Source organism: Algibacter lectus (assembly GCF_900112395.1).
Taxonomy (GTDB): Bacteria; Bacteroidota; Bacteroidia; order Flavobacteriales; family Flavobacteriaceae; genus Algibacter; species Algibacter lectus.
This window is the reverse complement of the sequence record NZ_FOLN01000002.1, coordinates 454,222-475,881: the sequence shown is the minus strand read 5'-3', so window position 1 is coordinate 475,881 and position 21,660 is coordinate 454,222. Positions and strand designations below refer to the sequence as shown.

Genomic DNA, 21,660 nt, shown 5'->3' with positions numbered 1-21,660 from the left:
TATTTTTGAAGTATAATCCACTGAAACATTAAAAAAAATGAAAATATTAGCCATAGACGACGACCAGTTAGTGTTGTTACCGCTAAGGAAAAAATTAGAACAATTAGGATACAAAGTCTGCACCTCAACAGACCCTAAAAAAGGTTTTGAAATTTTTGATAGCTTCAAACCCAACCTTTTAATTGTAGATATTAATATGCCAAAATTTTCAGGTTTGGAATTTATCAGGTATATTAGAGACATTAAAAATTCGTCAATACCAATAATAGTACTTTCAGGAAATACAAGTGCCGAAGTTATTTCAGAAGGATTTAGATTTGGAATTAATGATTATTTAAAGAAACCAATAAGCTTAAATGAGATCTGTGATCGCATTAAACGTATAAATATTTATTTTAGAACCCATTAACCAATTCATTTAACCTACGAATTTTAAAAATTTTGTTATGAAAATATTAGCCATAGACGACCAACAGCTAGTTTTACTACCGCTCCAAAAGCGATTAACCGATTTGGGATACGAAGTTGTAATTGAAACCGATGCTAATCAAGCAATTTCGGTTTACAATACCTTTAATCCAGATTTAGTAATTGTTGATATTAATATGCCTGGAGTTTCTGGTTTAGATATTGTAAAATATGTAAGAAACTCTAAAAATGGGGATACACCAATTATGGTGCTATCCGGTAATACAGAAGATAAAGTCATTACTGAAGGCTTCGATTTAGGTATTAACGATTACATGAAAAAGCCGTTAAGCTTAAATGAAATTTCGGCAAGAGTAAAACGATTAATAGGTCAGTCAGATGTTGTAAGTACAAATGATACTACTGGAGATGGTGTAATACAACACCGTTGTGTTGGTGTGGTTATACCTTGTTATGATGAGGAGGAGCGCTTATTAAGTAAAGAATTTACCGATTATATAAGCACAAATACAGGATACCATTTGTGTTTTGTAAACGATGGTAGTAAAGATGATACCTTACGTGTTTTAAACGATTTAAGAAAAGGTAGAGAAGATTTTATTACAGTTTACGATTGCGAAAAAAATGGAGGTAAAGCCGAAGCCGTTAGGTTAGGAATGTTGCACATGGCTAAGCGTGATGATTTAGATTATATAGGCTTTCTAGATGCCGATTTATCTACAGATTTAAGAGATTTTGACGATTTAGTAAAAACTATTGAAACTACAGATTTTAAAATTGTTAGTGGTTCTAGAATTAGTAGAATGGGGGCAAACATTACTAAGGAGTCTGCAAGAAAAATTATTAGTATGACTATTAATTTCATTATCAGAAAAATACTGGGAATGGACTTCAAAGACACGCAATGTGGTGCTAAAATTTTTAGTAAGGATGTTATAGAGCTTTCTTTTAGAGAAAAATTTGTTACTCAATGGATTTTTGATGTTGAAATTTTTAAAAGAATGACTTTACATTTTGGTACTGAAACTGCAAAAAATTATATCTGTGAGCAGCCATTAAAAAGATGGATTCATGCTGATGGATCTAAGCTATCCATGAAAGATTCTGTGAAAATCGTGGGACAGCTAGCTCAAATTGCTTGGGTATATAGAGGAAAGAAATCTAATGATAAAACAGTTAAGGCTTCTCGAGTGAAGGCCTAAATAGTTGTCATGAAGATTGGAGTAATAATAGTATTTAATAATAATGCTTTAGAGATAGAAAGAGGATTATTTGACAGTTTATTTAATTTTAGAAGTGAAGTTAAATTGTGCCTTATAAATAATGGCAGTAGAGATGATACACTGGATAAGTTAGAAATGTTGATAGACACATCTGGCTTAAACTGTACACTAATAGATATAAAACAAGATAAAGGAATAAACTTTGCTATTAAAGCGGGTGCCAGATATTTTTTTAATCAGAATAAATTAAAATATTTTGGATATTCTACCACATCAGATTTAAAAGTATCTGAAGATTTGTTTTATTTAATGAATGAGATAGAAAATTTTGTAAAAACAATGATTAATTTTCGAGCAGATAAAGTAGAAAGCACAAACAAAATGAAACCTGTGTTTTTCAAAATATAATTTAAATAAAAAACAGTTCCTACTTATGTTGTTTTAAAAACGAAACGCTAAAATCTTCCCCAGATTTTAGCGTTTTTTATTTTTATAAAATTCTTTACAATGCGGTTAACCACCAATAGTTATCATGCTCCTATTGTTATTGTGTAGTTTGGGTTCTTGTAATTTTTTTAAAGTATCCATACCGCCTCGCACTTTAAATTTAGCTTGTACTGCTTTTTGGATAATTGGCTCAATAGAATTTCCTGCTCTCAAAGTTGTTAGTAGATCCGATTCTCCCGATGAAAACAAGCAGTTTTTTAGTTGTCCGTTTGCTGTTAAACGCAATCTATTGCAAGAATCGCAAAACGGATTAGTAACAGAACTAATAATAGCAAAACTACCTTGGTAGCCTTTTATTTTATAGTTTTTAGAAGTGTCATTTGGAGCATCGGTTAGTCTATCAATATCTTTTTCAGGGAAAGCGGCGTTAACCAATAGCATAACATCGGCATAAGATACCATTTTACTCATATCCCATTTATTGCCATCAAAAGGCATAAACTCTATAAACCGAACTGCAATGGGTAAATCTTTAGTGAAATGGATAAAATCGATAATTTCATCTTCATTAAAATCTTTCATCAATACCGCATTAAGCTTCACATTAAAACCTTCTTTTACTAAAAGTAAAATGTTGTTATAAACTTTTGTGAATTGATCTCGCCTTGTAATGTGCTTAAACTTTTCGGCATTTAAAGAATCTAAACTTACGTTAATATTATTAACTCCATTCTTTTTTAGAATATCAATATACTTATCTATAATTACCGCATTAGAGGTAATTGATAATTCTACAGGAAGTGATGATAGTTGTTCTAGAATTACAGGGATATCCTTTCTAATTAAAGGTTCACCGCCGGTTAGTCTAATTTTAGTAACGCCATGTTTTACGAAGATTTTTGCTATATCGTAAATTTCCTCGTAAGTCATTAAGTGGCTTTTAGGCGAAAGCGGAACACCTTCTGCAGGCATGCAATAGGAGCAACGTAAATTACAGCGTTCTATTAACGAAATTCGTAAATATGCGTGATCTCTGCCGTGTAAATCTTGTAATACGGGAATTTCGTTCTTCATTACTATTATTTTAATTTATTCTATATTTTCAGGTTTAAAAAACCAGAAGTAATCTTTTAAAAACTAATCGTGTCTAGCGCCTTTCAAAATCCTGAAACTATGTAAAACAGCAGGAAAAATAGCATCCATAGATTCTTTAGCACCATTTGTTGAACCAGGTAAAGCTAAAATTAATGTGTCTTTTATAGTACCAGCAACGCTGCGTGATAACATAGAAAACGGTGTACGGTCTTGTCCGTAATTTCTAATAGCTTCTTCAATTCCAGGAATACGTCTATCTAACAACGGAATTAAAGCTTCTGGTGTTACATCGCGCCCAGAAAGTCCTGTGCCTCCTGTATAAATAACCATATCGATACCTTCGGCCTCATATTGTTTGGCTTTAGCTTGAATATCTTCAATTTCATCTGGAATAATAACATATTCTGAAATTTTCACATCGCAAGATTCTAATTTTTCAATAATAGCTTTCCCAGCTTTATCTTCTTTATGTCCAGCGGAAATAGTATCGGAACAAACAACTACTGCTGCTTTTAAATCTTTTCTAAAACGATCTCTAAAATCCGATTTCCCACCTTTTTTCTCTAATAACTTAATTGCGTGAATCTCGATGCCTTTATCAATCGGTTTCAGCATGTCGTACATATTTAAGGCCACAACACTTGCTCCGTGCATGGCTTCAACTTCAACACCTGTTTTGTAAATGGTTTTTACTGTAAAAAGCACGGTGATTTCCAATCCGTTAATATCGTATTCCACACCGGTAAATTCAATAGGTAGAGGGTGGCAATCGGGTAAAATATCTGGCGTTCGTTTTACTCCCAAAAGCCCTGCAGCTTTGCTCATCGCAAAAACATGCCCTTTAGGCACTGTATCGTTTTTAATAGCTTCTATAGTTTCGGGTTTACTTACTTTTACCACAGCTTGAGCGGTTGCAGTGCGTAAAGTTGTGCTTTTATGGGTGATGTCGACCATTTTCTAATGTTTAATCGTTGATTTGTTTAACTATTTATTTTCCATTGATGTGTTTCATCTTCAAAAATCTCTTTTCCAAAAACAGGAACATCAGCCTTAATCGCTTCAACTATAAATTCTAAAGCTTCAAAAACCACTTTACGTCTTGGTGATGATACAAATACAAATAAGCATATTTCACCTGCTTTTACAGTACCTAAACTATGGTAAATGTGCATGCAGGTAAGGTCGAATTTATCAAAAGCAGCCTCTCGAATATCATGAAATTTTTTATTTGCCATATCTTCGTAAGCCGTATATTCGATAGCTGCTACCGTTTTATTATCGATAACATCGGCACGAACTTGTCCTAAAAAAATGTTATGAGCACCAATACTTGTTTTTGTTTGATGTTTATAAATAGAATTCCCTATAAAGTCTGATGTTATTGGACCTTCTTTAAATACGCTTTTAGGTTTTTTATCTTTCATTTAGTAACATGTTATTATGTTCTTTTATTTTACTTTGTATTTCGGCGGCACCTTCAACAATACTAAAACAGTTTAATATGTTATGTTCTAGTAATATGTCTACGGCGCGTTTACTTCGCATTCCTGATTGGCAGAAAATGGCCTTCTTTTTTGTGATATCGATTTGGTCTAGTTGATTTTCTAGCTGACTTAACGGAATATACGTAACAGGTAAATCATCAATTTTTGGTTGTTCATGAGTTTCTCTAACATCAATAAATTGAATGTTTTTTTCTGATAAAACATTTTCAATTGAAATTGAGATAATTTCAACTTCACAATTCAAATTAATCGCTTTTAAATGAAAATTTTCTTTGTCTTTAAGAACAGATTTAATGGCAATTTCCGACCGTTTAATCTTTAAGGTTGTATTTTCTAATGTTAAGGCATTATAGCAAAATAGTTTTCCGGATAGTGTGTTGCCAAGTTCTAAAATTATTTTTAAAACCTCATTCGCTTGCATGGTACCAATAATTCCTGGAAGCACACCCAATACACCAATTTCAGAACAATTTGGTACAGTCCCTTTTTCTGGAGCTTCAGGAAATAAACAGCGATAACTTGGGCCATTTTTGTAATTAAATACAGAAACCTGACCTTCAAATTTATAAATAGCTCCAAAAACTAAGGGTTTGTTTGCTATAATACAAGCATCGCTAACTAGATATCGAGTTTCAAAATTATCAGAACCATCAACAATAATATCGTAGGCTTCAAATAAATTAAGTGCATTTTTATGCGTTAGTTTTTCGGGATACGCTTTAATAGAAATATCATTATTTAAATCTTCTAAACGGGCTTTAGCTGCTTCGGCTTTATTTTTGCCTAAGGTTGAGGTACCATATAAAATTTGACGCTGTAAGTTTGAAATATCAACAACATCAAAATCTATAACACCAATGTTGCCAATGCCTGCAGCGGCAAGGTACTGTAAAATAGGGCAGCCCAAGCCACCTGCGCCAATAACTAAAACTTTAGCATTAGAAATTTTATCTTGGCCTTTTTGACCAATTTCCGATAAAATAATATGTCTGTTGTATCTGTTATTCATTTTTTACTAATTCAATAATTATGTAATTTTTTATATTAGATTGAAAATTTTACCCGCCGGCAAAAGGTGGTAATAATGCAATGTCTTGTCCAGTAAGCTTAGCGTTTTCCGAAACTAATTCTTGATTTTGAGCGACTTTAAAATCGTTAGATTCTAAATTTTTGTATTTGGAATAAAGAAACTTTAAAAGTGCCGAAACATCACCTCCTGAAAACTCAATTTGCTCTTCTGTAATCTCTGTGATTTCAGAAATTTTCCCAAAATATTTTATATGTATCTGCATGCGTTTTAGCTGTTTTAATTCATCTTTAGTATTCACATTTGTTGTAAACTTGGCTTCATTTTTATTTAGAGAAATACTCTTAACGCTACATTGGTTTACTGCAAATTGTAATTTTCGTTCACCCGAGTTTAATAGCCTCTCAAATTTAGTTTTGCAAGATTTACTATAAAGTGCAATCAGTGGCATTTTTCGATTATTACTTTCTATTTGAATAACTTCGGAAGTGTTCTCAACAGCCGAAATTAACTGTCTTAAAACATCCGAATTTATCAAAGGAATATCGCAACTTAACACCAAATTATAATCTGTTCTAGATTCTTTTAAACCAGAATAAATCCCAGCTAAAGGTCCTGCATTTTCAATAGAATCATTAACACGGTTTAAGCCAAAAACATCATAATCTGTATTATTTGATACTATTATAAGTTTTGAAGCTACCGGCTTTAAAGCATCGATGCTATGTTGCATAAACGATTTGCCATTCAGCATTAAAAAGCCTTTATCAGTACCCATTCTAGTGCTTTTTCCGCCTGCAAGAATAATACCCGTTATGTTCGTTTTATCTATCATATTTAAGTGAAAAATAATTTGCCGCAGGCAATAATTAATACAAAGGCTAAAATATAGCGCAGTTGCATGTTGTTTATTTTTTTACTTCCAAAATAACCACCTAAAACACCACCAATTAAAGCAATACCTACTAATAAAAAGGATTCCTTTTGAAGTGTTACACCACTATATAGTTGACCAACCAATCCTGATGCTGAATTTACCCAAATAAATAGTGCAGAAACGGCTGCGGCTTCCTTCATTTTACCCCAATGAAATAGTAAAATTACCGGACTTAAAATAATGCCTCCGCCAATACCAATGAGCCCGGAGAAAAAACCAATTATACTTCCGAAAAAGAGGCCCTGCCAAAGTTTTACTTCTTTTATATTGTCACTTTCTTTTCCAAAAACATTAAGCATTTTTAATATGGCAAAAATGAGTAAAACGGCCAATATTTTTTTATAGATAGAAGCGTCGATTTCAATAGTACCGCCAAAAAAAGCAAATGGAATAGAGGTTATTGCAAAGGCTAGAAATAGTTTTTTATTAAAAAATCCTGCTTTAAAATAATAGTAAAATGAAATTCCTGCCACAAATAAATTAAGCAATAGGGCCGTGGGTTTCATTGTTTCTGGAGCAAACGAAAACAAAGCCATAAGGGCTAAATAGCCACTTGCACCTCCATGTCCAACACTAGAGTATAAAAAGGATACAATGGGTAAAATAATTAGAAACAAGGTTATGTTTTCGGTTTGTAACATTTTGTTTAGTTACTGATTATTTGTTTATGATTGTTGGATTATTTTATAAGACATCTTGAGACTGCATTCTGAGTACTTTTTTTACTGAATACTATAATTCATCAAGTTTCTGAATTTGTTCATCTAAAAAATTCCAACAGTTTTTATTTATTTCATCGAACACGGCAATTAATTGTTTGCCATAATCCGTTAATTCTGCACCTCCGCCACCTTTACCGCCAGTACTATTTATAGTTACAGGTTTTTTAGCCGATTTGTTTACAGAATCTATTAGCGACCATGCTTTTTTGTATGATAACCCTAATGTTTTTGCTGCTTTAGATAAAGAACCTTCTGTTTCAATAGCTTTTAATAATTGTACGCGGCCTTCGCCTAAAAGCACATGGTTTTCAGATTCTATCCAAATTCTACTTTTAATTTTGTAGCTCATATTATTCGGGTAAAATTATGGTTTCAACTGTTTTTCCTATGGTAATTTCTTGTTCGTTTTCATCCATAAAAACTAAGGCATTGGCCAAGGCAAAGGTATGTTGCATGGCTGAACTTTGTCCTTCTAGAATTTCAACTTCACCATTATTATAAATGGCTTTTAAAAACTGAGGTCTATCACCTTTTTTTAGAAAGTGTGTTGCAGATTTAGCTGAAACCCGCTTTAATTCTAGATCCTCACGATTCATCATTTGCTGTAAGGCTATGTGAACATAAACGTAAAAACAAGTAAGTGCCGCAGCAGGATTACCCGGTAATGCAAAAACTTGAGTCGCTCCTTTTTTTCCATAGAACAAAGGTTTGCCTGGTTTTTGCTTCACCTTATAAAAAAGTTCTTCAACATGTAATTCGGTTAAGGCTCTACCAACAAAATCGTAATCTCCAACCGATATACCTCCTGTAATAATTACGAGGTCGTTTTCATTAATCGCCGTTTTTAACTGAGCTACTGTCCTTCCATAATTATCAGCAACATTATATAGGTTAATATCGTAGAATTTTAAATTGTAAAGCGCACTCAGTAACATTTTTGAGTTGCTTTCATATATTTTTCCGTATTTTAAATTGGTTCCTGGGTCTACCAATTCATTGCCTGTGGTGATAATAGCTATAGATGGTTTTTTGTATACAGAAACTGTTGTAATGCCCAAAGATGCTAAAAACCCAATGGCTGCAGGTGTCAGTTTTGCGCCTTTTATTAAAGCTAAATCATCATATTTTACTTGCTCTCCTAAGGGACGAATATTTTGGTTTATAGAGACATCACCTTCAATTTTTATTAATAGTTTTTCAACAGTAACTTTTTCTTGCATAACCACTGCATTCGCAGTTTTTGGCACAGCTGCACCTGTGAAAATTCGGTAGGCTTCTCCTGGTTTTAATATGGGTTGGTGTTCATCGCCTGCTTGAATTTCACCCATTAAGCGGTAAGTATTGCTTTCGTGTAAGCTTAAGGCGTAACCATCCATTGCCGATTGATTAAACGGCGGCATGTTAATCGGTGATTTAATGTCTTTAGAAAGTATATAGCCACCAGCTTTTTCAACTGTTTTAATAGTTGTTTTCATTAGAGCATTGGTGTTTGCCTTTACTGTAGATATGGCTTGTGCTATGGAGATCATATTATAAATATCGTTATGTATTAGCAAATATAACGATATTAATTTTTAATTCAACTTTTTTTGTAACATGACATTTGTCATTTTATTCTGTTAAAAAAATTAACATTTTTGCGAAGTCATTGGGGAATTGCATTTTTATTATTGGTTCAACAAGAAAAAAAATGTATTTTAACATAATATTAGTAGTTAGTTTTTTACAACTAAATAAGAAAAGGCAGTTAAATAATAAACTCGAATAATTTATACTTGTGGATATACAAAACAAATTATTACCAAATAAAAAATCTAGATGGCGAACAATAGCGGTTTTTTTTATAGCTATTATCACAGGTTTAGGTTTATTTATGACGAAAGAAGCGGAATTGGTTTCTTACATGTCTGATGATCCTTTAGCTTGTGTAAACTGCCATGTCATGACGCCGGTTTATAACAGTTGGATGCATAGTTCACATAGAGAATGGGCATCTTGTAATGATTGTCATGTACCACATAACAACATATTTAATAAGTACTACTTTAAAGCGAAAGATGGTTTGTTTCATGCATCGGTTTTTACGTTAAGAGCAGAGCCAGAGGTGATGTTTATGAGAGAGGCATCTCAAGAGGTGGTTCAAAATAACTGTATTCGTTGCCATGTGCAGCAAGTTACACAAGTAAAGTATGATGGATATATAGAAGATCATGCTAAAAATAGAACGGAAAGGCAATGTTGGTCTTGCCATCAAGAAGTGCCTCATGGTACGGTACATGGTATTTCAACAATAAAAAGTAATATAGCTCCAATACCAACAGATAAGGAAGAGGCTGTAATACCAAGCTGGTTGGAAAAAGAAATGGAAACCAAATAGATTTTAAAATAAATTACACTTAATACATGAAAAACAAGGTTTTATTTATTGTGACAGTAGTAGTCGTATTTCTACTGGGATTATTAGCATCAAGTATTGTTAATAGGAAAAACGAGGCTAAATATCAATATGTTCCAAAGGTTAACATTGGAGATAATGAGCCAAGAAATGCCGAATGGGGAAAAAATTATCCAGCCGAGTATCAGTCCTTTTTACAAACAGCCGACACTAGTTTTGCAACTTACCAGGGTGGTTCTGCTATGCGCGATATGCTAGATGAGGATACTAATTTAGTTGTGCTATGGGCTGGTTATGGTTTTTCTAAAGATTATAGTCAAGGTCGTGGTCACATGAATGCTATTAAAGATATAACAAACTCACTTAGAACTGGTGGACCTAAAGGAGAAGGTGATGGACCAATGCCTGCTACATGTTGGACGTGTAAGAGTCCCGATGTACCACGTTTAATGAATGAAAAAGGTATAGCCGAATTTTATTCTGGTAAATGGGCAGATAAAGGCGATGAGATTGTAAATCCAATTGGTTGTGCAGATTGTCATGATTCTAAAACTATGAAATTAACCATATCTCGCCCTGCTTTGGTTGAAGCTTTTGATGCTATGGGGAAAGATATTAACCAAGCAACACACCAAGAAATGCGTTCTTTAGTATGCGCACAATGTCACGTAGAGTATTATTTTGATAAAAAATTACCAGGAAAAGAAGGTGTACCTTATTTAAAATTACCTTGGGAAAATGGGATGTCTGTAGAAGCTATGGAAGAGTATTATGATGCTATTGAATTTAGCGATTGGACACATAAATTAAGCCGTGCGCCAATGTTGAAAGCACAGCACCCAGGATATGAAACTTACTTAACAGGAGTTCACGCCGATCGTGGTGTATCTTGTGCAGATTGCCATATGCCATATAAGAGTGAGGGCGGACAAAAATTTACAGATCACCACATACAATCTCCGTTAAACAATGTATCTAATGCGTGCCAAGTATGCCATAGAGAAGATGCTGATAAGTTAAAGATGAATGTTTACGATCGTCAACGTAAAACAGCCGAAAACAGATTAAAATTAGAAGGTTTTCTAGTTAAAGCTCACGTAGAAGCTAAAAAAGCTTGGGATTTAGGAGCAACAGAAGAGCAAATGAAAGATATTTTAATGGATATCCGTCACGCACAATGGCGTTGGGATTATGCCGCCGCATCTCACGGTGCATCTTTTCACTCGCCTGTAGAAACCGCTAGAGTTATCGGTAGTGGTTTTACTATTATTCAAGATGGTCGTGTTAAATTAGCACGTTTACTTGCTGAGTTGGGCCATAATGAAGCTGTAACTATGCCAGATATTTCTACTAAAGAAAAAGCTCAAGAGTATATTGGTTTAGATATGGAAGCTTTGAGAAAAGAGAAAGCAGAATTTAAGAAAAACCTAGTACCAAAATGGTTAGAGGCTGCTAAAGAAAGAGAATCTAAATATGGCGCAAAAGATGTGTCTTTAAATAATTAAAGATTAGTATTAGTTTTTAATAATTAGGAAAGATAGTTTTTGATGATTAGTGATATCACCAAAACTATCTTTCTTTTTTTTAATAAAGTTTTATGCAGAAATTATACAAGTTTTTTTCATCATCAAGGTTGGCTCTACTTTTATTGCTAACATTTGCCGTATCAATGGCTGTAGCCACATTTGTTGAAAACGATTATGGAACAAAAACAGCTTGGATAATCATTTACGACTCTTGGTGGTTTGAGATGGTTATGGTTGGTTTAGCTTTTTCATTCATCGCCAATATTTTTAAGTATAATTTATTAAAGAAAGAGAAGTGGGCCATTTTACTGTTTCATTTATCTTTCATTGTCATCATTCTTGGTGCAGGAATTACACGTTATACCTCTTATGGTGGCGTTATGCGTATTCGAGAAGGGCAATCGTCTAATGTGGTTATTTCAGATACTAATTTTTTATCAGTAACTATTACTGATGGAAAAACGTCTAAAACGGTAAAAGAAAAACGATCGTTTTCATCTATAAAAAATAACGATTTCACATTAAAAACAGATTTTGAAGGCGCAACAGTAGCGGTATCTTACAAAGATTATGTAGAAGATGCCATTGCCGAAGTTGTAGAAGATGAAAAACATGGTGAGCCCCTATTAGAAATGGTAGTTACCGAAGGAAATGGTAGAAATACCATATACCTTAAAAAAGGAGAAATTGAAAAGATAGGAGAGCATCAGCATGAAATTGGTTTCAATTCTGATAAAAAAGGTATTATTAATATTGTTGAAGAAAATGGTGCTTTTAGTATAGATTCTCCTCACAATTTAGATTTCTTTATCATGTCGTCACAACAAGCAGGAGTTATTCCTAAGGATAGCTTGCATGCCATTACATTAAGAACATTATACCGATCGGGCGATATTTCATTTGTACCATTAACGTACTTCGAAAGCGGAATTTTTCATTTAAAAAGTGAATCTGAAGATTCTAAAGAAAACGATAAAATGAAGGATGATGCATTACTCGTTAATGTATCTGTAAATGATACTGAAAAGCCTTTAAATATATTGTATCGCGAAGGCTTTTTACCAACACACCACGAAGTCAATATCGACAATTTAAGAGTGATTTTATCTTATGGAGCGGGCGCAATAGAAACGCCGTTTTCTATTCAGTTAAATGATTTTCAGTTAGAGCGTTACCCCGGTTCATCGAGTCCATCAGCTTATGCTAGTGAAGTTACTATTTTAGATAACGATGAAAAAACACCGTTTAGAATTTTTATGAATAATGTGCTAGATTATAGAGGCTATCGTTTTTTTCAGGCTAGTTATGATACTGATGAAAAAGGAACTGTTCTTTCTGTTAATCATGATAGTTTAGGAACTTGGATTACGTATTTAGGATATGTACTGATGACGTTGGGTATGTTTTTTACCCTTTTCGGAAAAGCATCTCGTTTTCATTTAATTAATAAAAAACTGAAACATTTAAAAAAGAAACATGTAGCTGTTGTAATGTTGCTTTTTAGTTTACAAGCTTCATTTGCGCAGCAATTAAAAGATTCTACAGCACAACAAATAGAGCGTTTAGTAAAATCGCAAGAAGTAGATCGCGCACATGCCGATTATTTTGGTAGAATTTTGGTGCAAGACCTTGATGGTAGAATAAAACCTGTAAATACATTAGGTTCTGAGTTTTTGAGAAAAATATCAAGAAAATCGAGTTTTTCTTATGAAGTAAATGGTGAAAAAGTGACTTTTGATGCCAATCAAACGTTTTTAGCCATGCATATAGCACCGCACGTTTGGCAGAAAATACCGCTTGTTAAGGCCGATTTTGATAAAACAGGCGACCTTTTTAAAGATGTGGTAGTTGGTACAAATAATCTATTGCCTTACACTAGCTTGCTAGATGCTAAAGGCGATTATATTTTAACCAATCAAGTTGAAGAAGCTAACAAGAAAAAGCCTGCAGAACGTAATGAGTTTGATAAAGAGGTTTTAAAAGTTGATGAGCGATTTAATATTTTATATAATTTATTTGCTGGAAATTATTTAAAGATCTTCCCAAATAAGAATGATGCCAATAATACTTGGTTTAGTTTTAAACATCATTTTAGAGATTTCCCAGAGGAAGATGCTCAGTTCGCGCAAAGCATTATTCCATCTTATTTTAATGACATTGTAATGCTTAAGTATGATGATGCTCAAGAGAAATTAATGTACATTAAAAAATATCAAGAGGTTTTAGGCGCAAGTGTAATACCAACTCCGGAGCGCATAGAAGCAGAACTTTGGTACAATAAGGCCAATATTAATTTTTGGTTATTTCAAGTGTTTTTTGCGCTTGGATTGATATTGCTCGTTCTGGCTATTGTAAAAATGTTTGTGCAGAAAAAAGGTATAGAGTTTTTCAATAATATACTTATAGTGCTAACTCTAGTTTCATTTCTATGCTTTACAGGAAATATCATTTTACGTTGGTATGTGGCACAACATGCGCCATGGAGTAATGGGTACGAGATGTTAGTTTTTGTGTCTTGGGTGTTACTGCTATGCGGACTACTTACGTTTAGAAAATCAGATTTTTCTTTACCACTTGCTACCTTATTTTCCGGGGCATTATTATTTGTAAGTTATTTAGATTGGTTAAATCCGGAGATTACCAATTTAATGCCTGTTTTAAAGTCGTATTGGTTAAAAATACATGTGGCAACCATTGTTAGTAGTTATGCGCCATTAGCATTGTCTGCTATTTTAGGTTTAATGGCGTTGTTACTTTATATTTTTAAAACACCAAAAACGAAGGCGATAATAGAAATTAAAATTAAAGAGCTTACTTATATTAATGAAATAGCCATGACTATTGGTTTGTTTGTATTAGCTGTAGGTACGTTTTTGGGAGGTGTTTGGGCCAATGAATCATGGGGACGTTATTGGGCTTGGGATCCAAAGGAAACATGGGCTTTAATAAGTATTATTGTTTATGCCATTGTACTGCATTTAAGATTTATCCCGAAACTGAACAACAACTTTATTATAAACGTAGCGAGTATGTTTGCTTTTTGGTCTATTATCATGACGTCTTTTGGAGTAAACTATTACTTGTCTGGTTTGCATAGCTATGCCGCTGGCGATCCGTTACCAATTCCTAATTTTGTTTATGTTTTGGCTGCTTTTATGATTATTGTAACGCTTTTGGCGTATTACAGAAAGAAGACTTTTTGTCGTAAAAATGAGAGCAGTAGAATAGATTTAAACCCTTAATCGATAGAAAGATATACATAAAATCTAATTTTTAAATTACGGTTTTAACAATAAAGACATCATAAATATATGATGTCTTTATTGTTTTTAGAAACTATTTGCGTAATTATTAAAAATAAGTAGTGTTCTTGATGAGTAAGTATTAATACTTATATTTGTGTGATTCGCTTAAAGCTTTTTATGCAAAATACAGTTGTAAATACATATAGAACACCGCCAAACGTGAGATCGCTCACGAGAACGGCTTGCGAAGTATGTGATAATTCCGATTGTTTAATTAAAAATGTTTTAAAAACGTTAGGTCCTAAAACTCTAGAAAAAGAAAAGAGTGACATTCGTTGTAAAAAGGGCCAACAGTTTATAATAGAGGGCGCTCCAGTTAATGGCTTGTTTTTTATTCTCAAAGGTACTGTTAAGGTTTTTAGAACCGGTATTAATGGTCGTGAGCAAATAGTTCGTTTTGCGAAAGAAGGCGAAATTATTGGCCATCGTGGTTTTGGAACGGAAGAATATTATTCTATTGGTGCCGTGGCTTTGCAAGATACTGTGCTTTGTTATTTTTCTAAAGATAGTTTACAAGATGCTTTAAGAAAAAGCCCTGAGTTTAGTTATCAATTAATGTTGTTTTATGCCAACGAGCTTAACCGCAGCGAATCTAAAGTGAAGTCTATTTCTCAAATGACGGTTCGTGAGCGAGTTATTGACACATTGTTGTATATTAATAGAAAGTTTGGCGATTTACGTGGTTATCTCAATTTGCCACTAAGCCGAAAAGAATATGCCGATTATGCAGGAACCACAGAAGAGCAGGTAATCCGTGTGTTTTCTTTGTTAAAAAAGGAAGGTTTAATTTCTGCTAAAGGAAAAAAAATTGGTGTTCCTAATGTGCAAGTACTTAAAAATGAAATTAGCGAACATAACTATTTCTTAGATAGTTAAGCATCATTTTAAAGTTATTCAAATTATATTTTTATTTCACTTTTAGATTTTCTTGATTTCAAGTTAAAGACCGTTTAGTTTGTAAAAGTTATTCTTCATCTAAAAAACATTATTTCAACTTTATTTTTATAAATACGTGTTTTTATACGTAGTTTTTTATGTTTACTATGTTGGTTTACGTAGTTTGTTTTGTGTGTTTAAGTTATTGTTAATTAAGCTATTGGTTGTTTTAACTGTGTTTTCGCAGGTTTTTATATGATAAAAAAGCTATTGTTATATGGGGAATATCATGTATTAAATTGAGTTCTACTTATATATTTGCAACAAGTAAGTATTAATACTTAGTAATTAATTAAAACAATTCAACATGAAATCATTATTAACAAAATCCTCTTTAGTTGTTGCCTTAGCGGTTGCATTAAGTGCTTGCGGAGGCAAAGAGAAAAAGAAAGAAATAGCAGAAACTGTTGTAGCCGAAGTTTCTAAAACAAAAACATTAGATATTGAAAAACCACAATTAACATTTGGTTTTATCAAATTGACAGATATGGCGCCGTTAGCTATTGCGAAAGAAAAAGGATTTTTTGAAGATGAAGGTTTATTTGTTTCAGTTGAAGCACAATCGAATTGGAAAAATATTTTAGATCGTGTTATTGATGGTCAATTAGATGGTTCGCACATGTTAGCCGGGCAGCCTATTGCTGCGGGAGCAGGATTTGGTCGTCAAGCCGATTTAGTAACGCCTTTTTCAATGGATTTAAATGGAAATGGAATTACAGTATCCAACGATGTTTGGGCTAAAATGAAACCAAACGTACCAACAGGAGAAGATGGAAAGCCTGTGCACCCTATTAAAGCAGAAGCTTTAAAACCAGTAATTACAGAGTATAAAAACTCAGGTAAGCCTTTTAAAATGGGAATGGTTTTTCCGGTGTCTACACATAATTATGAAATTAGATATTGGTTAGCAGCAGCGGGAATTCACCCGGGTATGTATACGGCCGATAATGTTCAAGGACAAATTGATGCTGAAGTTTTACTATCTGTAACACCTCCGCCACAAATGCCAGCAACGTTAGAAGCAGGAACTATTCATGGATATTGCGTAGGTGAACCATGGAACCAGCAAGCAGTATTTAAAGGTATTGGAGTTCCTGTAGTAACAAATTACGATATCTGGAAAAACAACCCGGAAAAGGTTTTTGTAATGACAAAGAAGTTTGTTGAAGATAACCCAAACACGGCTATTGCTGTAACAAAAGCTTTAATTAGAGCTGGTAAATGGTTAGATGAGCCAAGTAATAGAGCTGAAGCTGTAAAAATATTATCAATGTCTCAATATGTTGGTGCGCCAGAAGAGGTTTTAGCCAATTCTATGACAGGAACTTTTGAGTTTGAGAAAGGTGATAAGCGTGATATGCCAGATTTTAATGTATTCTACAAATACAATGCAACTTATCCATTTTATTCTGATGGTATTTGGTTCTTAACGCAAATGCGTAGATGGGGACAAATTCCTGAAGCTAAGCCAGCAGCATGGTATAAAGAAACTATTAGTAGTATTTATAGACCAGATATCTGGACGCAAGCCGCTAAACTTTTAGTTGAAGAAGGAAACATTCCTGCAGGAGATATTCCAACTACAGATGGTTTTAAACCAGCAACAGCAGATTTTATAGATGGTACAACTTACGATGGTAAAGATCCAATTTCTTACATCAATAGTTTTAAAATAGGAAATAAAGATAAAGCGATACAATAATTAGTAAAGCCAATACATAGAGAAGTCATGAAGCAAAGTATAACATTAGGAAAAGTAACCAATTTTGTAGGGTTAGGGTTTTTAAGCACCTTAAAAGACCTATTTACTGGGAAACTAGAAAGAGAAGATTTAAAAAATGTCCTACGTAAAACCGTTGTTCCACTGGCTTCTATGCTATTATTTATTGGGCTGTGGCATTTGGGTGCAAAATCTTTGTACAACATAGAAGCAGAATTTAAAATTGAAAAAGCCCTTACTGATCAAGGTCCAGAAGCTGCCGATGCTTTGCGTAGTTGCATAGCATCGGGAGATTCTAGTTGCCAACCTAACACGTTGCCATCACCGAGTCAGGTTTGGGATTCTTATAAATCGTTATTAAGAGATCATAACATTATAAAAGCTGATAAAGCTGCGTTTATTGAAAAAACAGCTGTTTTAAACGAGAAACGTTTGGCAGAAGGTAAAGATGCTATTACATATACTGGGCGACCATCTTTTGTAGATCAAATATTTAGAAGTTTAAAAACAGTGTTTGCTGGGTTTTTATTAGCCTTATTTATTGCGGTGCCTTTAGGTATTTTCATTGGGTTGAGTCCGACTTTAAAAAGCGCATTCAACTGGTTTATTCAAATCTTTAAACCGGTATCTCCAGTAGTTTGGTACTTACTTGTTTTTATGATTGTAAAAACATTATTGATCGATTCTAGCGAGGATAGCTCGTTTACTATATCGTTTATTAGTGTTGGTTTTTGTTCTATGTGGGCCACTTTGGTAAATACTGCTATGGGTGTTGCTACGGTAGATAAAGATTATATTAATGTAGCTAAAGTATTGAAGTTAGGACCGTTTCAAAAAATATTTAAAGTGGTATTACCATCGTCTTTACCATTAATTTTTACAGGTTTAAAAATTACCCTATCGGTAGCATGGATGGTTTTAATTGCTATTGAATTATTAGCTCAAAGTCCTGGTTTAGGTCTGTTTGTTTGGGAAGAATTCCAGAATGGGGCAAACGATTCTAATGCAAAAATTATTGTGGCCATGTTTGTTATTGGAATTATTGGTTTTTTATTAGATCGCATTATGCTAACCATACAAAACTGGGTGTCTTTTGATAAAACGGAAGGGATTTAATTGAACAGACGAATTTGCGTTAGGGATTGCAGTGGAAAGCCCACAGCGTAGGCACGGAGCGAGGACTTGTAGCGTAAAGCTCGACCCTTGTGGTAACGCCCAAATAAAACTTAGAAAAATGGCATATTTAGAATTAAATAATATTTATAAAACTTACGGTAAAGGCGAAAACGAACCGGAAGTGCTATCGAACATTAATTTATCGATTGAAGAAGGTGAATTTGTTGCTATTGTTGGGTTTACTGGTAGTGGAAAAACCACTTTAGTAAACTTAATTAACGGTTTAATTACGCCAACTAAAGGTGAGGTTTTATTTAAAGGTGAGCCTGTTATGGGAACTAGCCATGAGCGAGGTGTTATTTTCCAAAACTATTCGTTGCTGCCTTGGTTAACGGTAGGACAAAATGTGTATATGGCTGTTAAGGAGGCTTTTCCTAAAAAGAGTAAAGCGGAGTTGCATGCTATTGTAGCCGATTATGTGGAGATGGTGAGTTTAACACCTGCCATTAATAAGCGTCCGAAAGAATTATCGGGTGGTATGCGCCAACGTGTATCGGTTGCTAGAGCGTTAGCCATGAAACCAGAAATGATTATTATGGACGAACCTCTTGGTGCTTTAGATGCTTTAACGCGTGGGAATTTACAAGATGAAATTTTAAACATCTGGGGAAAAGATAAACGTACAGCGCTGTTAATTACTAATGATGTAGATGAAGGTATTTACATGGCAGACCGCATTATTCCATTACGTCCTGGACCAAATGCAACTTTAGGTCCTGAGTTTAAAATTGATATTGAACGCCCTAGAGATAAAACGGAAATGAATGATAATCCGAATTTCAAAAAAACAAGAAATGCCATTATTGAGTATTTAATGGATATTGGAAATGAGAGAAAAACTGAGGCTAAGGAAGCTATTGTGCTTCCGGATTTGAGTCCTAAGGATTTTGTTAATCAATTTTAAAAGTAAAAAGCATGAGCGTTATAATTGAAAATAAACAGAGCGATATACTTAAAAAACAAATTTTTCCTTCTCATGAAGTGATGTTGGATTTGAAAAACCTGAAAAAGGTTTACCCAACCCCAAAGGGTGACTATGTGGTTTTGGAAGATTTAAACTTACAGATTAGAAAGGAAGAATTTGTTACCATTATTGGGCATTCGGGCTGCGGGAAAACAACGATGCTTTCTATGATTGCTGGATTAAACCCTATTTCGGACGGACATATATCTGTTTTAGGAAAGCATATAAAAGGCCCTGGGCCAGATAGAGGTGTTATTTTTCAGGCGCCGAGTTTAATGCCTTGGATGACATCTTTACAGAATGTTTTGTTGGGCGTAAATAAAGTGTTTCCGCATGCTACAAAAGCACAAAGGCATGATATTGCTAAGTATTATTTACAGAAAGTAGGCTTGGAAGATGCGTTTGATAAAAAGGCATCAGACCTTTCTCAAGGAATGCAACAGCGTGTTGGTATTGCTCGTGCTTTTGCTATTAAACCTAAAGTATTATTGCTCGATGAGCCTTTTGGTATGCTAGATTCTCTAACAAGAGGAGAGTTGCAAGATATTTTAATTGAAATTTGGAATAAAGAAAAAATTACAGCCGTTATGATAACGCACGATGTAGATGAAGCTATTTTTTTAGCAGATCGCGTGGTTATGATGACGAGTGGGCCTAAAGCGAAAATTGGTGATATTTTAAATATTGATTTTGAAAGACCACGAACACGTAAATCGGTTTTAGAACACGACGATTACTACAAGTATAGAAAACACTTAATAGACTTTTTGGAGCATTAAAAAGTAATATAAACATGAGATTTATCATAAAGTAAAAAAGGATAGTCTTATACATTTGCCTTAAAACATTAAAAAAGTTACAACAATCAATCACTAGATAATTAAAAACGTAAAATTAAAATTATGAAAAAAATTTATTTAACTATAAGCATACTAGCCTTAATGGTTCAATTTGCACAAGCACAGTTTACTTTAGATGGTGAGTTTAGGCCAAGAACCGAATACCGTAATGGTTTTGGTGGTATTATTCCAGATGCAGCAGACCCTGGTTTTGGAATTTCAACAAGAATACGTTTAAATACAGGTTACTCTACAGAGAATTATAAGTTTTATGTAAGCTTACAAGATGTTATGGTTTGGGGAGAAAACAGACAAATTTTACCTTACGACCAGAATAACTCGTTTGCTGTATTCCAAGCTTGGGCAGAGGTGAAATTAGGCGAAGGATTTACTACTAAATTAGGTCGTCAGGTTATTTCTTACGACGATCAACGTATTTTTGGAGGCTTAGACTGGGCACAACAAGGGCGTAACCATGATGCGGCATTATTGAAATATAAAAAAGGAAAATTTTTATTAGATGTTGGTTTAGCGTTTAATCAAGATTACTCGAACCCAACAGGATTTCAATCGACTTCTACAGCTTACGGTACTACAGGATATTTTTCTTATAAAACCATGCAATATGCTTATTTAAAACAATCTTGGGATAGTTTTTCTGGTAGCTTATTATTTTTAAACAATGGTTTTCAGAAATATGAAGCAGATGGTGTAACTCCAGATGGTGTAAACAGCATTCAAACTTTAGGAACACACTTAGATTATAAAAGTGGCGATTTTGGAGCAGCATTAAATGCTTTTACTCAAATGGGTGATACTGTTGATGGTGCTTATTTATTAGGCTTAGAGTTTACTTACAAAGCATCTGCTAAAGTTGGTTTAGGTGCTGGTATGGAACTTATTAGTGGTAACGATACTACAACTGCAGATTCTGAAGCTTTCTTCCCGCTATACGGAACCAATCATAAATTTAATGGTTTTATGGATTACTTCTACGTAGGAAATCATGCTAACAATGTTGGTTTATTTGATATACACGTAAGTGCAAACTTTAAACTTAACGAAACCTCTAGCTTAATGGTTAAAGCATTAAACTTTAGTGGTGAGCAAGAGTTAGCTAGTGGCGAGAAATCTTTAGGAACAGAGTTAGATTTAGTATATTCTAAAGCCTTTAAAGGTTATGCTTTAAAAATAGGGTATTCTCATATGTTTGCTAGTGATGGTATGTACGAGCTTAAAGGTGTTACAGAAGCTGCTGCTGCCGATGTACAAAACTGGGCCTGGGCTATGTTAGTTATTAAGCCTAAGTTTTTAAACTAAGTTACTTTTAAAGAAACTCAAAATATTAAGAATCCCGCTTTTGGCGGGATTTTTTTTGTTTAAAGATCAGCCTAACTGAAAAAGAAGTTACACG

20 protein-coding genes are annotated in these 21,660 nt (G+C 33.8%); 12 read left to right on the top strand and 8 right to left on the bottom strand.

Annotated elements, in window-relative coordinates; genetic code table 11:
* The first annotated feature begins 37 nt into the window (after positions 1-37).
* Genes BM246_RS05105 through BM246_RS05095 form a run of 3 tightly spaced genes read left to right on the top strand, consistent with a single transcriptional unit; the run spans position 38 to position 2,060 of the window.
* Positions 38-409 (top strand): response regulator, encoded by a 372-nt coding sequence (locus tag BM246_RS05105; RefSeq protein ID WP_074936236.1) that lies wholly within the window; start codon positions 38-40, stop codon positions 407-409.
* A 37-nt stretch (positions 410-446) separates the two neighbouring features.
* Positions 447-1,631, top strand: a complete 1,185-nt coding sequence (locus BM246_RS05100; protein ID WP_074936234.1) for a response regulator — start codon at positions 447-449, stop codon at positions 1,629-1,631.
* A 9-nt stretch (positions 1,632-1,640) separates the two neighbouring features.
* Positions 1,641-2,060 carry a glycosyltransferase gene (locus BM246_RS05095; RefSeq protein WP_052415278.1) on the top strand — a complete coding sequence of 140 codons (420 nt, stop codon included), beginning with the start codon at positions 1,641-1,643 and terminating at the stop codon, positions 2,058-2,060.
* 105 nt (positions 2,061-2,165) lie between these two features.
* On the opposite strand, the gene moaA is transcribed toward BM246_RS05095, so the two are convergent.
* The 8 genes from moaA to BM246_RS05055 form a co-directional block, all read right to left on the bottom strand.
* Complete coding sequence (gene moaA, locus BM246_RS05090) at positions 2,166-3,173, bottom strand: GTP 3',8-cyclase MoaA (protein WP_074936232.1); 1,008 nt, start codon at positions 3,171-3,173, stop codon at positions 2,166-2,168.
* A 63-nt stretch (positions 3,174-3,236) separates the two neighbouring features.
* The gene (moaCB, locus tag BM246_RS05085; protein ID WP_074936230.1) at positions 3,237-4,148 is read right to left on the bottom strand and encodes a bifunctional molybdenum cofactor biosynthesis protein MoaC/MoaB; all 912 of its coding nucleotides are present in this window, start codon (positions 4,146-4,148) and stop codon (positions 3,237-3,239) included.
* Between the two features lie 26 nt (positions 4,149-4,174).
* Positions 4,175-4,618, bottom strand: coding sequence for a molybdenum cofactor biosynthesis protein MoaE (locus tag BM246_RS05080; protein WP_042494844.1), 444 nt, complete (start codon positions 4,616-4,618; stop codon positions 4,175-4,177).
* On the bottom strand, positions 4,608-5,708 hold the full coding sequence (gene moeB / locus BM246_RS05075; RefSeq protein ID WP_074936228.1) for a molybdopterin-synthase adenylyltransferase MoeB: 1,101 nt from the start codon (positions 5,706-5,708) through the stop codon (positions 4,608-4,610). The genes BM246_RS05080 and moeB overlap by 11 nt, the downstream gene beginning before the upstream one ends.
* Before the next feature lie 49 nt (positions 5,709-5,757).
* Positions 5,758-6,561: an NTP transferase domain-containing protein gene (locus BM246_RS05070; protein ID WP_074936226.1), complete on the bottom strand. Its 804-nt coding sequence runs from the start codon at positions 6,559-6,561 to the stop codon at positions 5,758-5,760.
* Between the two features lie 2 nt (positions 6,562-6,563).
* Complete coding sequence (locus BM246_RS05065) at positions 6,564-7,304, bottom strand: sulfite exporter TauE/SafE family protein (protein ID WP_074936224.1); 741 nt, start codon at positions 7,302-7,304, stop codon at positions 6,564-6,566.
* A gap of 91 nt (positions 7,305-7,395) precedes the next feature.
* Positions 7,396-7,734: a winged helix-turn-helix domain-containing protein gene (locus BM246_RS05060; protein ID WP_042494847.1), complete on the bottom strand. Its 339-nt coding sequence runs from the start codon at positions 7,732-7,734 to the stop codon at positions 7,396-7,398.
* A 1-nt stretch (position 7,735) separates the two neighbouring features.
* Positions 7,736-8,914: a molybdopterin molybdotransferase MoeA gene (locus tag BM246_RS05055; protein WP_074936220.1), complete on the bottom strand. Its 1,179-nt coding sequence runs from the start codon at positions 8,912-8,914 to the stop codon at positions 7,736-7,738.
* Between the two features lie 248 nt (positions 8,915-9,162).
* On the opposite strand from BM246_RS05055, the gene nrfH reads away from it, so the two are divergent.
* From nrfH to BM246_RS05010, 9 genes are all read left to right on the top strand, one after another.
* Positions 9,163-9,762, top strand: coding sequence for a cytochrome c nitrite reductase small subunit (gene nrfH / locus BM246_RS05050; protein WP_042494849.1), 600 nt, complete (start codon positions 9,163-9,165; stop codon positions 9,760-9,762).
* A 26-nt stretch (positions 9,763-9,788) separates the two neighbouring features.
* Complete coding sequence (nrfA, locus tag BM246_RS05045) at positions 9,789-11,285, top strand: ammonia-forming cytochrome c nitrite reductase (protein WP_042503890.1); 1,497 nt, start codon at positions 9,789-9,791, stop codon at positions 11,283-11,285.
* A gap of 92 nt (positions 11,286-11,377) precedes the next feature.
* Positions 11,378-14,548, top strand: a complete 3,171-nt coding sequence (gene ccsA, locus BM246_RS05040; protein WP_074936218.1) for a cytochrome c biogenesis protein — start codon at positions 11,378-11,380, stop codon at positions 14,546-14,548.
* A 180-nt stretch (positions 14,549-14,728) separates the two neighbouring features.
* Positions 14,729-15,487, top strand: a complete 759-nt coding sequence (locus tag BM246_RS05035) for a Crp/Fnr family transcriptional regulator (RefSeq protein ID WP_175489776.1) — start codon at positions 14,729-14,731, stop codon at positions 15,485-15,487.
* Between the two features lie 367 nt (positions 15,488-15,854).
* Entirely contained in the window at positions 15,855-17,249 is a 1,395-nt protein-coding gene (locus tag BM246_RS05030; RefSeq protein WP_074936217.1) for a CmpA/NrtA family ABC transporter substrate-binding protein, read from the top strand.
* A gap of 27 nt (positions 17,250-17,276) precedes the next feature.
* On the top strand, positions 17,277-18,383 hold the full coding sequence (locus tag BM246_RS05025; RefSeq protein ID WP_074936214.1) for an ABC transporter permease: 1,107 nt from the start codon (positions 17,277-17,279) through the stop codon (positions 18,381-18,383).
* Positions 18,384-18,501: 118 nt separating this feature from the next.
* The gene (locus BM246_RS05020; protein WP_074936212.1) at positions 18,502-19,347 is read left to right on the top strand and encodes an ABC transporter ATP-binding protein; all 846 of its coding nucleotides are present in this window, start codon (positions 18,502-18,504) and stop codon (positions 19,345-19,347) included.
* An 11-nt stretch (positions 19,348-19,358) separates the two neighbouring features.
* Positions 19,359-20,186: an ABC transporter ATP-binding protein gene (locus tag BM246_RS05015; protein WP_074936210.1), complete on the top strand. Its 828-nt coding sequence runs from the start codon at positions 19,359-19,361 to the stop codon at positions 20,184-20,186.
* A 123-nt stretch (positions 20,187-20,309) separates the two neighbouring features.
* On the top strand, positions 20,310-21,566 hold the full coding sequence (locus BM246_RS05010) for an alginate export family protein (protein ID WP_074936208.1): 1,257 nt from the start codon (positions 20,310-20,312) through the stop codon (positions 21,564-21,566).
* Positions 21,567-21,660: the final 94 nt, after the last annotated feature.

Coding starts and splice junctions, on each gene's coding strand:
- BM246_RS05070 (WP_074936226.1), bottom strand. CDS start 6,561: ATGATAGATAAAACGAACATAACGGGTATTATTCTTGCAGGCGGAAAA.
- BM246_RS05100 (WP_074936234.1), top strand. CDS start 447: ATGAAAATATTAGCCATAGACGACCAACAGCTAGTTTTACTACCGCTC.
- BM246_RS05060 (WP_042494847.1), bottom strand. CDS start 7,734: ATGAGCTACAAAATTAAAAGTAGAATTTGGATAGAATCTGAAAACCAT.
- BM246_RS05030 (WP_074936217.1), top strand. CDS start 15,855: ATGAAATCATTATTAACAAAATCCTCTTTAGTTGTTGCCTTAGCGGTT.
- BM246_RS05095 (WP_052415278.1), top strand. CDS start 1,641: ATGAAGATTGGAGTAATAATAGTATTTAATAATAATGCTTTAGAGATA.
- moaCB (WP_074936230.1), bottom strand. CDS start 4,148: ATGGTCGACATCACCCATAAAAGCACAACTTTACGCACTGCAACCGCT.
- moeB (WP_074936228.1), bottom strand. CDS start 5,708: ATGAATAACAGATACAACAGACATATTATTTTATCGGAAATTGGTCAA.
- nrfA (WP_042503890.1), top strand. CDS start 9,789: ATGAAAAACAAGGTTTTATTTATTGTGACAGTAGTAGTCGTATTTCTA.
- BM246_RS05015 (WP_074936210.1), top strand. CDS start 19,359: ATGAGCGTTATAATTGAAAATAAACAGAGCGATATACTTAAAAAACAA.
- BM246_RS05065 (WP_074936224.1), bottom strand. CDS start 7,304: ATGTTACAAACCGAAAACATAACCTTGTTTCTAATTATTTTACCCATT.
- BM246_RS05020 (WP_074936212.1), top strand. CDS start 18,502: ATGGCATATTTAGAATTAAATAATATTTATAAAACTTACGGTAAAGGC.
- BM246_RS05025 (WP_074936214.1), top strand. CDS start 17,277: ATGAAGCAAAGTATAACATTAGGAAAAGTAACCAATTTTGTAGGGTTA.
- ccsA (WP_074936218.1), top strand. CDS start 11,378: ATGCAGAAATTATACAAGTTTTTTTCATCATCAAGGTTGGCTCTACTT.
- BM246_RS05055 (WP_074936220.1), bottom strand. CDS start 8,914: ATGATCTCCATAGCACAAGCCATATCTACAGTAAAGGCAAACACCAAT.
- BM246_RS05035 (WP_175489776.1), top strand. CDS start 14,729: ATGCAAAATACAGTTGTAAATACATATAGAACACCGCCAAACGTGAGA.
- moaA (WP_074936232.1), bottom strand. CDS start 3,173: ATGAAGAACGAAATTCCCGTATTACAAGATTTACACGGCAGAGATCAC.
- BM246_RS05080 (WP_042494844.1), bottom strand. CDS start 4,618: ATGAAAGATAAAAAACCTAAAAGCGTATTTAAAGAAGGTCCAATAACA.
- BM246_RS05010 (WP_074936208.1), top strand. CDS start 20,310: ATGAAAAAAATTTATTTAACTATAAGCATACTAGCCTTAATGGTTCAA.
- BM246_RS05105 (WP_074936236.1), top strand. CDS start 38: ATGAAAATATTAGCCATAGACGACGACCAGTTAGTGTTGTTACCGCTA.